The following is a 14,618-nucleotide window of genomic DNA, read 5'->3' as shown; positions in this document are numbered from 1 at the left end:
ATCGCCGAAAGATAGCTGCGCCTTTGGCCCGCGCGCAGCCGGCGGTTTGTTCGCCGGTCGGTGGGGTAATCCAGCTGCCATGTTGATCCGCAGAATCGCGAGACCCCTGTTGTCGGCGGTGTTCATCGGCCAAGGAATCGACTCGTTGCGCAATCCCAAGCCGGCCGCGGAAGCCGCGGCGCCCACGGTGGACGGGCTTCGGGCGCTGCCGGGTCCGGTCGGCAGCAAGATTCCCAGCGATCCCCAGACGTTCGCCCAGATCAACGCGGCCGTGCAGATCGGCGGCGGACTGCTGCTCGCCACTGGCAAAGCGCCCCGCATCGCCTCGGCGGCCCTGGCCTTGACGGTGCTGCCGGCCAACCTCGGGGCACACATGTTCTGGAGTGAGAGCGACCCGCAGGTCAAGGCGCACAAGCGCAAGGAGTTCCTGACCGACCTGAGCCTGCTGGGCGGCCTGATAATCGCGTCGGCCGATACGGCCGGCAAGCCGTCCCTGGGGTGGCGCAGCCGCCGGGCGGCGGGGCGGCTGTCCGAGCGGGTGTCCTCGGCGCTGCCCAAATCCGACGACGCGTTCGACGCCGACCTGGGCGAGCTCGGCGAAAAGATCGTGCACGGGCTGCAGCTCGGCGCCGAACGCGGCCGCGAACTCGCCAGCACCGCCGCCGAAAAGGGCGCGCCCTATGCCGAGGCCGCCCTCGAACGCGGCCGCGAGCTCGCCAGCACCGCCGCCGAAAAGGGCGCGCCGTACGCCGAGGCCGCCCTCGAACGCGGCCGCGAACTGGCCAGCACCGCGGCCGAACGCGGCGCACCGCTGGCCAAGAGGGCCCGCAAGCGCGGCGAGGAGCTGGCCAGCACCGCCGCGGAGCGCGGCGCACCGCTGGCCAAGAAGGCGCGCAAGCGCGGCGAGGAGTTGGCGGACACGGCCCGCGAACGGGCGGAGGAACTCGCCGAGATCGCGCGGCTGCGCGGCAGCCACCTCGCCGACGCCGCGGCCGCCCGCGGGAGCCAGCTGGCCGACGCCGCGCGCGAGCGGGTCGGCGACGGGGTCACGACCCGCCGTCGCCGCCGCCCCTGGTAAGCGCCAGGAAGGTGTCGATGATCGCGTCGACGCCGTCAGAGGCGTCGACGGTGGCTCCCGCCTCGCCCGCGCCGAGGGGTTCGAGCGTCTCGAATTGCGACCGCAGCAGCGCGGCGGGCATGAAATGGCCGGTTCTGGTCGCCAGCCTGCCGCCGATCAGTTCCGGCGTGCCGCGCAGATGCAGGAACTCGACGCCCGGGCAGTGGGCCCGCAGCTGGTCGCGGTATCGGCGTTTGAGTGCCGAACAGCTCGCGACACCACCGTCGCGGTGCCGGGCCAGCCATTCACCGACCTTCTGCAGCCACGGGTGGCGGTCGTCGTCGTCGAGCGGCTCGCCGGCGCTCATCTTGGCGATGTTGGCCGGCGGGTGCAGCGTGTCGGCGTCGACGAAGGGCACCCGCAACCGTCGTGCGAGCGCCACCCCCACCGTCGACTTGCCCGAGCCGGAGACACCCATCACGACCACGGGCGGCCACGCGCCGGCTACCGGGCGAGGTTGCGGTTCCATTCGACCCAACCGACACCGCCGCGCCCGTCGGCCGTGCTGACGTTCACCCAGGCCCGGGGGAACTGGCTCACCCGACCGTCGTCGGCGGTCAGCCGCACGGGCGCCTGCCCGCGCACCTCCAGATCGGCGGCGAGCCCACCCGGATCGAGCTCTAGGGTCGCGTGCAACGGTAAACCGTTGGCGTCGAAGGATTCCCGCGAGGAGACGGTCCGCAGATCGGTCACGTTGCCGTCGGCGTCCTGAAGGTAGCCGACGCTGAAGGTGGGCGCGCCCGGGATGCGGATGTGGACCCCGTGCAGATGCGTGCCGTCGTCGAGGTGCAGCGCGCTCCAGATCCAGTCCATGCTCCACCAGTCGCGCACGCCCCAGGAGTGGTCGCGCTGGCCCGGAACCGAGTCGACGCGATAGTTAGTGCCGTCGATGACGATGGTTCCCGTTACGGCGCAAGGGATTTCGTACCGCGTCGTCAACCGGTACTTGTAGGGTGTGCCGTCGGTGGTCCACACCAGGTTCATCGTCAGCTCGACGGGGGTGCCCGGCTCTCCGCGCAACAGTGCCGCGGGGTCCCGGTAGGCCTGCGCCCGCGCGCGCAGGTCGACGCGGTAGGTGTGCAGCGGCGCGGTGGCGGAGTGGCCCAGCTCGAGGTCGTCGGTGCGCACCGCCCACGGGTCGGCCGGCAGCGAGACCTCGGGATCGTCGACTGCCACGGTGGGCATGTCGGGCCCGCACAGCAACGCATGCACCCATGCCTTCTGCTGGTTGGCTATCAGGCCGATGCGAAACCAGCCGCCCAATCCCTGTGCGGCATCGACGAAGTCGGCGTACCAGCTCTCGCTCCACAGCGGCTCGGCGGTCGGGGCGTGCGCTAGTTCGTCGTCGTCCGTGGGGCGAAGTGGTTCCGGCGCCGCGGTGTCGGCGGTGTGAGCCGGGAGCGTCGCCAACGCGTCGGTGTCGAGCACGTGCTCGCAGTTGCGTTGCAGCATCGTCATGAACATCCGGTCGCCGCGGTCGGTGCGCTCCACCAGCATCGAGGAGACGATCGCCATTGTCACGCCGAAAAAGCTTTGCCGGCGAACGCCTTCGGCGACCTCGGCAAGGCCGATGGGCGCTGCGGGTCCGAGCGCCTCGTGGTAGGCGAGCAACAATTCGTCGTAGCGCTCGCGGCGGTCCTCGGTGCGCAGCGCGCAGCCCAGAAAGTACGACAGGTCGGTCAGCGCCGGTCCCCACGAAACGGTCTGCCAGTCAACCACGGTCAGCGGGCGGTCGGCTCCCGCGGCGCCGAACAGCATGTTGTCCAGGCGGTAGTCGCCGTGCACCAGGCCCCGGATGCGACCCGGCTCGGCTTCCTGGGCGACGTACCCGTCGAACGCGGCGACCAGCCGCTCGCACACGGCGCGGTGCTCGGGCGCGATCTGCTCGCCGTACCGGTCGATGAAGCCGGCGTACAGGGAGGCGATCATCGCCTGGTTGAGCGGCGTCTCGCGGTTGAGCCACGGCGCCTCGGCCAGCGCCGCGTCCCCGAGCAGCGGGCCCTGCAAGCGCCCTAGCTCGACGACGCCCAGACGGGCCTGTTCGCTTGTGGCGCCGGCGATTTCGTCACCCACGAGCGCGGGCCCGGCGTCGCCGAGCAACAGGTCGAAGACGCCGGTCGAGGTGTCGATGGCGGCGTGATAGCACGGCGCGACGGGCCCGCCCAGGCCCGGGGCGATGTCGCCGTAGAAGCGGACCTCGCGCTCGTAGAGGCCCAGCGCCAGCCCGGTCTGCCGGCTGACCGGGTCGGTGGCCGCGACCTTGAGCACCACGGACTCGGGCCCGTCGGTGTTGGTGTCGGCGTAGTCGAGCCGGACGCGGTAGCACTCGCTCATCTGGCCGGTGCCGATGCGCTCCACGGCGAAGTCGGCGATGGGGCCGGTGCCGATCGCCGAGGCCAACCACGAGGCCGTGAGGTCAGCGGGGCGCTCGATGACTTGCTCGGTGTCGGCGTGCATGAGGGTCAGCGTGCCAGGTCACTGCGCCAATGAGAAGCCGTCCCAGGCCATCCGGCGCTCCGCGTGCGGGTCGAACTCGACGCGGGTCTTGCGGTCGAAGACCATGACGGCGCGGTCGGCGGGGGTGTAGGCCGGCCAGTCGTCACCCGGGGACCCGGTGCGGCTGAAGGACCGCCACCGCCGCTGCACCTGGTTGCTGACCCGCAGCGCGGCGCCCCGATCGGCGGCCGCGGTCAGCAGCGCACCGAGCCTGGTCCGGTAGACGTCGAAGACGGCCAGCAACTCGGTGGCGTGCGTGGCGCCCAGGCCCGACCAGCGCAGCGTGCGGGGGGCGAAGTCATACCGGTAGAGGTAGGTGGGCGCGTGGCCGCCGTGGGCCTCGGCGATCTGCCAGGCCGCCGAGCTGAACGCGAAGTCGCCGCCGAGCTGGATGCATGCCGACGGCGCGGGGTAATCGGGGTAGGCGGCGGTAATCCGTTCGCGGGCCGCCGGTTCGGTATCGGCCAACAGCTCTTCGATCATCGACTGGTTCGTCGGCAGCATCTTGAGGAACCGGGTGAACAACCGGCCCTCTTCGGCGTTGGTGCCCACGATGAGGGGCAGCCGATGCGCCCGACCGGACCGCATGGCCTCGACCGGGTCCAAGGGCAGGACGTCGTCGCCGGTGACCGGGCCGATCGGGAACGCCCCCAGCCGGTTCTCCATGCCCTGGTCGATCAGCCGGTGTTGGGCCCTCACCAACTGCGCCGCGGACGCCCGCATCAGCGCATCGGCGGCGTCCTCCTTGCGCGCGCCGAGCAGCCGGACGAACCGGTGCGCGAATTCGTCGGCGATCTCCTTGGGCCGCACCAGGCCCGAGGCCGGGCTTTCCGAAATCGCTTGGGCGAACAGCCCCTTGGCGGCGGGCACGGCCAACAACGTGGCCGTGATGCACGCGCCCGCGCTTTCCCCGAAGATCGTGACGTTGTCGGGGTCGCCGCCGAAGCCGGCGATGTTGTCGCGGACCCAGCGCAGCGCCATCACCAGGTCGCGCAGGTACAGGTTGCTGTCGATGGGGATGTCCGGGGTGGACAGCGACGACAGGTCCAGGCATCCCAGGGCGCCCAGCCGGTAGTTGACCGACACATAGACACACCCGCGGCGGGCCAGCGCCGCGCCGTCGTACAGCGGCGTGGCCGAGCTGCCCAGGATGTAGCCGCCGCCGTGCACGAAGACCATGACCGGCAGCGGTTGCCCGTCGCTGGTTTCGGGGGTGACCACGTTGAGGGTGAGGCAGTCCTCGCTCATGGGCTGGTAGCGGCCCACCCCGAGCATGGTGTAGCGGCGCTGCTGTGGCGCGCAGTTGCCGACGCTGTGGCAGTGCCGCACACCCGACCATGGCAGCGGCGGTTGCGGTGCGCGGAATCGCAGGCGCCCCACCGGGGGCCGGGCATAGGGAATGGCTCGCCAGCGGTGGACGCCGTCGCGGGTGAAACCTTCGACGGTGCCGATGGTCGTGCGGGCGCGGACGGTGCGCTCATGCATAGCTGTGACGGTAGCCGACACTTGGGCCCGGAACGGCACTTGTGCGCGCGTGGCGGCGGGCCCGGCGGTTAGCCTGGCGAGATGCGGATCGCCGCGCTGGTCACCGTGTCGTTGCTCGCCGCCGGGTTCACAGCCGGCTGCTCGCAGCATCGCGGCGGCCAGTCGGGGCAGCCACCGACCTCGCCGCCGTCCTCGACCGCCTCTTCGGCGACGGCGCCGCCGAGTAGCAAACCGTCTGCACCCGCGGCGGCGCCCCGCGCCGGCGCGCCGATCTCCGACGTCATCGCGTGGGTCGAGGCCGGTCACCCCGCCGACCAGGCAAACTATCACGTTGCCACCCGCGACGGCGCCACCACCCAACTCGGCGGCGATATCGCCCTGTCGGCAAACGCCGGCCAGGTATCGTGCATGACCGACGCCAAACACACCGGTGGCGCGCTGGCGTGCCTGGTGCAGCTCACCAGTCCCCCGCCCCGCCCCGTCACCGCCTATGGCGACTGGCAGGGCGGCTGGGTCGACTTCGACGGGACGCACCTGCAGGTCGGGTCGTCGCGCGCGGATCCCGGTCCGTTCATCAACGGCAACGGGCCGGAATTGGCCGACGGGTCCTCGTTGTCGTTCGGCGACTACCGTTGCCGCGCCGGTCAAGCGGGCCTGTTCTGCGTGAACTACGCCCATCAGTCGGCGGTTCGATTCGCCAGCGCCGGGATCCAGCCGTTCGGTTGCCTGCGATCGGCACCGCCTCCCGACGGGGTCGGCATCGCCTTCAGCTGTTGATTCGCCGCCGTGCCGGCGCGTGACGCAGAAAGTTGGCGTACCGGCGGTTCGAGCATGCGACGATTTGCCGATGGACGTCGACGATCCCCAAAAGCGCATCGCCGAGCTGGAACGCCAGCTTGCCGAGGCCAAGGCGGCCGCGGGCCAGCACCAGGAAACCGCGCAGGGCCCCGACGAGCGCGCGCGCCGCTACGCGGAGTCGTTGTGGGAGGGCTTGCGCTCCGGCGGACCGGCGGGTGCCGGCGGGCCTTCCGACGCCGAGATGGCCGCGCACCGAGAGGCTTTCATGCGGGCCGCGGCCCAAGCCGGCATGTCGCCGGAACAGATCGACAACGTCTTCAAGCACGGCCACGCCACCATCAAGGTCGGGCACTCCGTCGTGTACTCCGGGCGGGGTGCCCCGCCCGACTTCGCCGCGCTGGCCGGCACGGGTGCGGGGTCGGGCTTGGCGCAGCAGGTCGGCTCCAGGCGTCAGGTCGCATCCGGGAGCCGGCGGCCGTGGGGCATGCGCGGGTGGCCGGATCGCATCGGGGCGGTCGTAGGGGCGCTGGGGATCTGCACCGGCCTCGCCGCGTCGTTGACCGCGACGACGCCGGCCAGCGCCCTGTGGACGGGCGCCTTCGTCTGCGACAGCGGCTACCAGCTGGCGTACAACACCACCGACTACAGCTACAAGCCGGGGCAATCGGGCACCAGCGTGGACTTCGAATGCGTCGGCGCCACCGGCTCGTACGACGCCAGCTGGATCGCGATCGATGCGTTCCAGACCGCGCTGGTCGCCGGGGTTTTGGGCGTCGCCCTGGCCGTGACCTATGCGATCTGGCGCCGGTTCAGCAAGGCCCGGTGAGCCTCCGCTGAGCGGCCCATGAACTGGGCCCAGCGCCGACGTCGGCCGTCAACCCGCTTCGAGCACGTGAATCTCCCCCGTTGTTCCGTCGACCTCGACCAGGGCGCCGGACGGCAAGGCCCGGGTGGCGCCCTGGGCGTCCACCACACACGGGAAGCCGAATTCGCGGGCCACCACCGCCGCGTGCGACATCGGGCCACCCAGCTCGGTCACCACGGCCGCGGCGTAGCAGAACGCGGCGGTATAGCCGACGTCGGTCACCTCGGCGACGAGCACCTCGCCGGGTTGCAGATCGTCGATCGTCTCGGGCCGCACGATCCGGACCCGGCCGCGCACGAGTCCGCCGCACACGCCGACCCCGCGCAGCGTGTCGCCGCTGGCGAGCGCGGGCGCCGCGGTGGCCGTCGGCTGCCAGGTGCCGCTGAACACGGTCGGCGGGACGACGCCGGCCAGCCGGCGCTGTTCGGCCCGCCGCCGGGCCACCAAATTGGCGACTTCCGCCGGCAGCCGGCCCATCTCGTCGAGCTCGTCGACCAGCAGATAGAAGACGTCGTCGACTGCGTCGAAGATCGATGCGTCGACCAACCTGCGCCCGTATTCCCGCAGTAGGCCCCGCAGCACCCAGTTGGCCCGCACCACCTTGTCGCGGCGAACCTCCCGGTCGCGCAGCTGGCGCACGGCCAGGGCCGCAACGGGCTTGGCGCGCAACGGGATCGGGGGATGCACCGGCTGCGGGGTGGGCGCCGCGGCCAGGGTCTTGGCCACCATGCGGACCAGCAACTCCGGATCGTCGGCGTAGCTCGTCGACAACATCTCCAGCTCCGCCGGGCCGCGGTGGCCGATCAGCGCGAGCTCCGCCAGCAGCGCGGCGTGGAATGCCGGGGCCTTCGCGGCCAACACGTCCAAGCGCTTGCCGGGTTCGGCCAGCAGGTGGGTCACGTCGGGGTCACGCCGCGCGGCCGCCACGAGCCGCTGGATCGCCTCCACCGATCGCGCGCTGACCAATTCGGGGCCGGCCGGGGGGGCGGTTTCTCGTCCGCACAACCCCCGCAGCAACACGTTGAACGCCGCGCACAGCATGAACGAACCGGAAGCCAGCACCCAGCCGTGCACCACCTGGTCTCGCGCCAGCAGGATCAGGCTGAGCAGCCGGCGGTCGTCGAGCCGGGCGAGGTCCCCGCCGGCAAGCCGCTCGAGGCGATCGACGTCGGCGACGAATGCCTCGGTGTCGCGGGGAGAGCCGGCGCTCAGGCCGACCAGGTTGACGCCGAACACCCCGATGTTGCGCAGGGTTCGCAATTGCCTTCGGGCGCAACCGGATTGCAGCGGCGGTCGCTCGGCACCAAAGATCGGCAGGGACGCCATGCTTGGCCCGAAGAAGCCGCTGTTGCTGACGATCGTCGCCGGCTTGGCGAACGGCACCGTCTCGGCCATGAAATGCGCCGACGTGATCGCGCCGTACAACCGGTGGGCGAACACCGCCACGGTGCGCATGGCGATTTCGCGCTGGATGATGCCGCCCGGTCGCAGCCGTTCGGCGATCGCGACACCGCCGGCCCGCAGGCCGCGCACGGTGACCGACGCCGACGACGGCGAGAACGGGCCGGGCAGCGCCTCGGACAGGTTGGTGGCCAAAAACGTCGGGAAGCGCGGGTCGATCGGCGTGTCGAATTCGCCGTTAACACCTTCCGGCCCGGCCAGTCTCGGCTCCACCCCATCCTCGGCGGGCGCATCGACGGCCGGGAGATTTTGAACGTTGGCAAGCCGCCACGGCAGCGATACCACCCGCCGGGCGACGGTGACCCGACCGCGGACCGCCACCGCGACATCTTCGACGCATTCCCGGGCGGTCCAACCGGGTTCAAACCCCCACTCGTCGCGCAGCCGGGAAGTATCCATCAGCGGCGCGCGCCGCACGAGCCGCAGTTCGGCGAACGACGCGGTGCGCGGACCGGGAATCGGCAACACGCGGCGGCCGAGCGCGGCCGCCACCTGACGAAACGTCGGGGCGCCGGCAGCGGCCAGATTGACTGGGCCGGAGGGGATTTCCGTGTCCACGATCGCGCGCGCCAACAATCGGAGCGCATCGTCGATGTGGATCACCTGCGCCGGGCGGTCGGCGGCCCCGCCGGGGAACACCGGCAGCGCCAGTGCGCGGCGCACCCAATTGTCGACGCCGCGGCCGACGACGAGCGCACAGCGGATCACGACCGATTCGACGTCGCCGGCGCCCAGCATCTCCTCGGCGCGGGCCTTGTGCCGACCCTCGGTGGAGCCGGGCTCGGGGGGGTCCGACTCGGCGTACGGCCGGTCAGCGGCGCCGTAGACGTGTGCCGACGACGGGAAGACGACGCGCCGGGCCCCGGTTTCGGCCATCGCCGCGAGGACATTGCGGGTCCCGCCGATGTTGACCTCGTGGCTGTTCGGCGCCCACGCGCAGTGCGCGACGACGTCGGCGTCGGCGATGACGCGCCTTACCGCGGCCGCGTCCCGGATGTCGGCCGCGACGAATCCGGCCGCCCTGGGCCAGCTTTCGGGCCGGTGCGGCCCGGTGCCGACGACGTCGTAGCCCTGGCTGAGCAACCGGGCGGTGAGGCCGCGCCCGAGCACACCGCCGGCGCCCGTGACCGCGATCCTCACTGATCGACCTCGCTGGAGCGCGACATCAGTCGTCGTCGTTCAGCAACGCCGAGTTGACCAGGTCGTCGAGGTCCATGTCGGCGATGTCCTTTTCGGTGGCCGCCACCGGGGCCGCCGCCTGTTTCTCGAGGGCAGCGCCGTCGCCCTCGTTTGCCAACGCGAGCAACAGCTCCAACACGCCGGCCTGGCGAAGGCGCTTGACGGGGATCGACCCCACGACGCGCTGGATCTCGGCCTCCCCGGGCGCCGCGGCCGAAACCTCCTGCTCGGAGGCGCCGACGAGTTCGCGGTGCATGTAACCGGCCAGCGCGGCGGAGTTCGGGTAGTCGAAGATGAGCGTCGGTGAAAGCGGCAGCCCGGTCGCGGATTTGAGCCGGTTGCGCATCTCGACGGCGGTCAGCGAGTCAAAGCCCAGCTCCTGGAACGCCCGGTCCGGGTCGATGGCCTCGGGGCTGCCGCTGCCCAGGACGGTCGCGATGTTGGAACGCACCAGGTCCAGCAGGATCTCCTGTTGCTCGTCCTCGGCCAGGCCCTCGAGGCGTTGCAGCAGCGCCGATTTCGACTTGGCGGCCGCCAGCGAGTCGTCGACCTGGCGCCGGGTGGGCGCGTTGATCAGGTCGACGAACATCGGCGGCAACGTCCCGCCGTCGAACTTGACCCGCAGCGCGGCGAAGTCGATGTGGGCCGGCAGCATGAACGGCTCGTCGACGATCATCGCGGTGTCGAGCAGCTGCAGGGCCTCGTCGGAGGACATCGCCACGATGCCGTCGCGCGCGAACCGGGCGAAGTCGGCGGTGGCAAGCCCGCCGGTCATGGCGCTGGCCTGATCCCACAGCCCCCAGGCCAGCGAGATCGCCGGCAACCCGCGTGCCCGCCGGTGCACCGCCAGCGCGTCCAAAAACGAGTTCGCCGCGGCGTAGTTACCCTGCCCCGACGAGCCCACCAGCCCGGCCATCGACGAAAACATCACGAACGCCGCCACATCCAGGTCGCGGGTCACCTCGTGCAGGTTCCAGGCCGCGGTCGCCTTGGCGCGCAACACCGCATCCATGCGATCGGGTGTCAGCGACATCACGACCGCGTCGTCCAGCGCGCCCGCCGCGTGGATCACCGCCGACAGCGGCCGCTGGACCGGGATGTCGGCGACCACCTTGGCCAGTGCCTCCCGGTCGGCGGCGTCGCAGGCCACCACCTGCACCGCGGCGCCTGCCGCGGTCAGTTCGGCGGTCAATTCCGCGGCGCCGGGCGCATCCGGGCCGCGGCGGCTGAGCAGCAACAGGTTTCGGACGCCGTGCCGGGCCACCGCATGCCGCGCCAGCGCGGAACCTGCCATCCCGGTGCCGCCGGTGATCAGCACCGTGCCCGCACCCAGCGCGCCGCCGGGCGCAGTAGGAAGGGTCATCACGACCTTGCCGACGTGGCGGGCCTGGCTCAGGTGCCGCAGCGCGGCGGGCGCGCGCCGCACGTCGAAGGTGGTGACCGGCAACGGCCGCAGCGCCTCGTCGCCGAAGAGCCCGGCCAGCTCGGTCAGGATCTGCTGGATCCGGTCGGGACCGGCTTCGAAGAGGTCGAAGGCGCGGTAGCGCACGCCCGGATGCTCCCGGGCGACCGCTTCGGCGTCGCGGATGTCGGTCTTGCCCATCTCCAAAAACACCCCGCCCGGGGCCACCAGCCGCAGCGATGCGTCGACGAACTCGCCGGCCAGCGAGTCCAGCACCACATCGAAGCCGCGGCCGCCGGTGACGGTGCGGAACTTGTCCTCGAAGTCCAGGCCGCGCGAATCCGAGATGTGGTCATCGTCAAAACCCATGGCCCGCAAGGTGTCCCACTTGCCTTGGCTGGCCGTCCCGAACACCTCGAGGCCGAAGTGCCGGGCCAGCTGTACGGCGGCCATGCCCACCCCGCCGGCCGCGGCGTGCACCAGCACCCGCTGCCCCGGCCTGACGCGGGCCAGGTCGACCAGCGCGTAGAACGCGGTGGCGAACACCACCGTCGCGGTGGCCGCGGCGGTGTGCGACCATCCCGCCGGCACCCTGACAAGCAGCCGCTCGTCGGTGCGTGCGACGGTCCCGGTGCCCTCGGGGAACAGGCCCATGACCCGGTCGCCCACCGCGAAAAGGCTGGCATCCGAGGCGCATTCGGTGACGACGCCGGAGGCCTCGATGCCCATCACCGCGTCCGGGTCCGGGTACAGACCGAGGGCGATCATGACGTCGCGGAAGTTGGCGGCGATCGCGGACAACGCGACCCGGACCTGGCCGGGGCCCAGCGGGGCGTCGGCGTCGGGGATGCGCTCTAGACGCAGGTTTTCGAAGGTTCCCCGGCTGCTCATGCCCAGCCGCCAGGGGCCCTCACCGGGCGGCACCAGCACGGCGCCCACGGCGCGGCTGCCGTGCACGCGGGCCGTATAGACCTTCCCGTCGCGCAGCACCACCTGTGGTTCCCCCACCGCCAGCGCCGCCGCTATCGCATCGTCGTCGAGCGGGACGTCGCTGTCCGCGAGCACGATCCGGCCGGGGTGCTCGGTCTGCGCGGAGCGCACCAAGCCCCACACCGCCGCGCCGGCCAGGTCGGTGACGTCCTCGCCGGGCAGCGCCACCGCACCGTGGGTCGACACCACCAGCGTCGCCGACCCGTCGCGCGCCAGCCACGACTGCAGCACCCGCAGCGCCGAATGGGTGGCCGCGCGCACGCCGGCGACGACGTCGCCCGCCACCGGCGCCGATTCGAACAGCACGGCTCCGGGTTCGACGTCGGTGTCTTGCGTTGCGCCCCAACGCTGTACCACCACCGGCGCGACGGCGGCCGCCGGTTGTGCCGACCAATCGACCTCGAACAGCCGGTCCGGACCGGCGTTGGACACCGCGGCCAGCAGCTGCCGGTCGCTGACCGGCCGCGCCACCATCGACTTCACCGACAGCACCGGCAGCCCAAGGCCGTCGGCCAGCTCGACGCCCACCGCCGGACTGCCGCCCGGGCCCGTCCGCACGATCCGGGCGCGCACCGCCGAGGCGCCGGCCGCGTGCAGCGACACGCCCTGCCAGGAGAAGGGCACCAGTACCGAACCCTCGGGCACCTCCCCGTCGTCGGAGGCCAGGATCACCGCGTGCAGCGCGGCATCCAGGATCGCCGGGTGCACGCCGAAGCCGGCCACCGTGACCCCGGCATCGGCGGGCAACGCCACCTCGGCGAACACCTCGTCGCCGCGACGCCACATCGACGTCAGGCCCCGGAACGCCGGCCCGTATCCATACCCGCGGTCGGCCAGCCGCTGATACCCGTCGCCCACGTCCACCGGAATCGCCCCGACGGGCGGCCACGCCGACAGGTCCGCACCGGGCTCCACGGTGCCCGCGCTGAGCACGCCCTCGGCGTGCAGCGTCCAGCCCGATCCGGCGTCGCCGCGCGAAAACACCGATACCGCACGGGCTCCCGCGTCGTCGGCGCCGCCGACGACGACCTGCACCGCCACCGACCCGGCGCCGGGCAGCACGAGCGGCGCCGCCAAGTTCAATTCGTCGACGACCCCGCAGCCCACCTCGTCGCCGGCGCGGATCGCCAGCTCGACGAACCCCGCGCCGGGGAACAGCACGACCCCGCCGATGGCATGGTCGGCCAGCCAGCCCTGCGTGGCGGGCGACAGCCGGCCCGTCAACACCACCCCGCCCGTGGCCGGCAACTCCACCACCGCGCCCAGCAGCGCGTGCTCGCTGGCTTCCAGACCCAGGCCGGCGGCGTCGGCGGGCGCACCGTCGGCCGCGAGCCAAAACCTGCGCCGCTCAAAGGCATACGTGGGCAGCTCGACGAAGTTGGCCTCGCCCGCCACGGCGCGCCAGTCCACGTCCATGCCGGTGACGAAGCCCCGCGCGACGGCGTCGATCAGGGTCGCCGGCTCGGGCCGGTCTTTGCGCAGCGCCGACGTGGTCGTCACCGCCCGCCCGTCTGCGGGCAGCGATTCCTCGATCGACGCCGCCAGGCCGCCGCTCGGACCGACCTCGAGGAAACGCGTCGCGCCGGCGGCGCGCGCGAACCGGACGCTGTCGGCGAAGCGCACCGCTTCGCGGATGTGCCGCTGCCAGTAGGCCGCCGACGCGAAGTCGTCACCCGCGAGCTGGCCGGTCAGGTTCGACACGATCGGAATGGCGGGCCGGCCCACCGCGAGACCGGCGGCTACCATGCCGAATTCGTCGATCATCGGCTCCATCAGGGGCGAGTGGAAGGCGTGCGAGACTGCCAGCCGGTGCACCCGGCGGCCCTCGGCGCGGAACCGGTCGGCGATCGCGGCCACCGCGTCTTCGGCGCCCGAAACCACTACCGAGGCCGGGCCGTTGACCGCCGCGATGCCCGCCTGCGGGTTCAGCAGGGGCCGCACTTCCTCCTCGGTGGCCTGCACGGCGACCATCGCCCCGCCCGCCGAGAGGGCCTGCATGAAGCGGCCCCGCGCGGCCACGAGCACCGCGGCGTTCTCCAGCGACAGGACGCCGGCGACGTGGGCGGCCGTCAATTCGCCGATCGAGTGGCCCATCACGAAGTCGGGCCGCACCCCCCAGGATTCGAGCAGCCGGAACAGCGCCACTTCCACCGCGAACAGCGCCGGCTGCGCGAATTCGGTGGTGTTCAGCAGGTTTTCGTCGTGGCCCCACATCACTTCGCGCAGCGGCCGCAGCAGATGGCGGTCCAGTTCGGCCACGACCGTGTCGAACGCCTCGGCGAACACCCGGTATCCGGCGTGCAATCCCATTCCCATGCCCAGCGATTGGGACCCTTGGCCCGGGAAGACGAAGACGGTCTTGCCGGCCGCCGCGACGCCTTGCACGGCCGCGGCGACCTCGCCGGTGGCCAGCTCGTCCAGCCCGCCGATCAGCCGGTCGCGATCGGCGCCGACGACGACGGCCCGGTGCTCGAAGTTGGACCGGCCCGCCAGCGTCCACGCCACGTCGGCGATGTTCAGATCGTCGTGGGCACGCACGTGCTCGGCCAACCGGCCAGCCTGAGATGTCAACGCCGACGCCGACTTCGCCGACACGACCCACGGCACCGCGGGCACCTTGGGGCGGTCCACGACCCGGTCGGCTTGGTCCGGCGCGGCCTCGATGATCACGTGCGCGTTGGTGCCGCTGATGCCGAACGACGACACCCCCGCCCGGCGCACGTGGCCGTTGGCCTTCCAGGCGCGGGCCTCGGTCAACAGCGACACCGACCCCGCCGACCAATCCACGTGCGGGCTGGGCTCGTCGACATGCAGCGTGGCCGGCA

At 72.0% G+C, this 14,618-nt stretch carries 8 protein-coding genes; 3 read left to right on the top strand and 5 right to left on the bottom strand.

The window, feature by feature from the left end:
• Positions 1 to 79: 79 nt before the first annotated feature.
• Positions 80 to 1,078, top strand: coding sequence for a DoxX family protein (locus AWC19_RS18995; RefSeq protein ID WP_085079556.1), 999 nt, complete (start codon positions 80 to 82; stop codon positions 1,076 to 1,078).
• On the opposite strand, the gene AWC19_RS18990 is transcribed toward AWC19_RS18995, so the two are convergent.
• The 3 genes from AWC19_RS18990 to AWC19_RS18980 are packed head-to-tail and all read right to left on the bottom strand — an operon-like array spanning position 1,047 to position 5,098.
• A complete protein-coding gene (locus AWC19_RS18990; protein ID WP_085079555.1) occupies positions 1,047 to 1,586 on the bottom strand; it encodes a gluconokinase in 540 nt (179 codons plus the stop codon). The genes AWC19_RS18995 and AWC19_RS18990 overlap by 32 nt on opposite strands.
• Positions 1,562 to 3,574, bottom strand: coding sequence for a DUF7064 domain-containing protein (locus tag AWC19_RS18985; RefSeq protein WP_085079554.1), 2,013 nt, complete (start codon positions 3,572 to 3,574; stop codon positions 1,562 to 1,564). The genes AWC19_RS18990 and AWC19_RS18985 overlap by 25 nt, the downstream gene beginning before the upstream one ends.
• 18 nt (positions 3,575 to 3,592) lie before the next feature.
• The gene (locus AWC19_RS18980) at positions 3,593 to 5,098 is read right to left on the bottom strand and encodes a carboxylesterase/lipase family protein (protein ID WP_085079553.1); all 1,506 of its coding nucleotides are present in this window, start codon (positions 5,096 to 5,098) and stop codon (positions 3,593 to 3,595) included.
• Positions 5,099 to 5,179: 81 nt separating this feature from the next.
• Between AWC19_RS18980 and AWC19_RS18975 the strand changes: the two genes are divergently transcribed.
• Together AWC19_RS18975 and AWC19_RS18970 are read left to right on the top strand one after the other, a co-directional pair.
• Positions 5,180 to 5,875 (top strand): hypothetical protein, encoded by a 696-nt coding sequence (locus AWC19_RS18975; protein WP_085079552.1) that lies wholly within the window; start codon positions 5,180 to 5,182, stop codon positions 5,873 to 5,875.
• A gap of 70 nt (positions 5,876 to 5,945) precedes the next feature.
• The gene (locus tag AWC19_RS18970; RefSeq protein WP_085079551.1) at positions 5,946 to 6,722 is read left to right on the top strand and encodes a hypothetical protein; all 777 of its coding nucleotides are present in this window, start codon (positions 5,946 to 5,948) and stop codon (positions 6,720 to 6,722) included.
• A gap of 48 nt (positions 6,723 to 6,770) precedes the next feature.
• Here the strand turns inward: AWC19_RS18970 and AWC19_RS18965 are convergent, their stop codons facing one another.
• Entirely contained in the window at positions 6,771 to 9,362 is a 2,592-nt protein-coding gene (locus AWC19_RS18965) for a sugar epimerase family protein (protein WP_085079550.1), read from the bottom strand.
• A 25-nt stretch (positions 9,363 to 9,387) separates the two neighbouring features.
• Positions 9,388 to 14,618, bottom strand: a 5,231-nt coding sequence (locus tag AWC19_RS18960; protein WP_142281302.1) for a type I polyketide synthase, incomplete at its 5' end; no start/stop codon positions are given.

It is taken from the genome of Mycobacterium palustre (assembly GCF_002101785.1).
In the GTDB taxonomy this organism is placed as follows: Bacteria; Actinomycetota; Actinomycetes; order Mycobacteriales; family Mycobacteriaceae; genus Mycobacterium; species Mycobacterium palustre.
This window is presented reverse-complemented; position numbering and strand designations above follow the sequence as displayed.

Excerpts from the sequence above, each read along its gene's own strand:
- AWC19_RS18995 (WP_085079556.1), top strand. The coding sequence starts at position 80 with ATGTTGATCCGCAGAATCGCGAGACCCCTGTTGTCGGCGGTGTTCATC.
- AWC19_RS18990 (WP_085079555.1), bottom strand. The coding sequence starts at position 1,586 with ATGGAACCGCAACCTCGCCCGGTAGCCGGCGCGTGGCCGCCCGTGGTC.
- AWC19_RS18985 (WP_085079554.1), bottom strand. The coding sequence starts at position 3,574 with ATGCACGCCGACACCGAGCAAGTCATCGAGCGCCCCGCTGACCTCACG.
- AWC19_RS18980 (WP_085079553.1), bottom strand. The coding sequence starts at position 5,098 with ATGCATGAGCGCACCGTCCGCGCCCGCACGACCATCGGCACCGTCGAA.
- AWC19_RS18975 (WP_085079552.1), top strand. The coding sequence starts at position 5,180 with ATGCGGATCGCCGCGCTGGTCACCGTGTCGTTGCTCGCCGCCGGGTTC.
- AWC19_RS18970 (WP_085079551.1), top strand. The coding sequence starts at position 5,946 with ATGGACGTCGACGATCCCCAAAAGCGCATCGCCGAGCTGGAACGCCAG.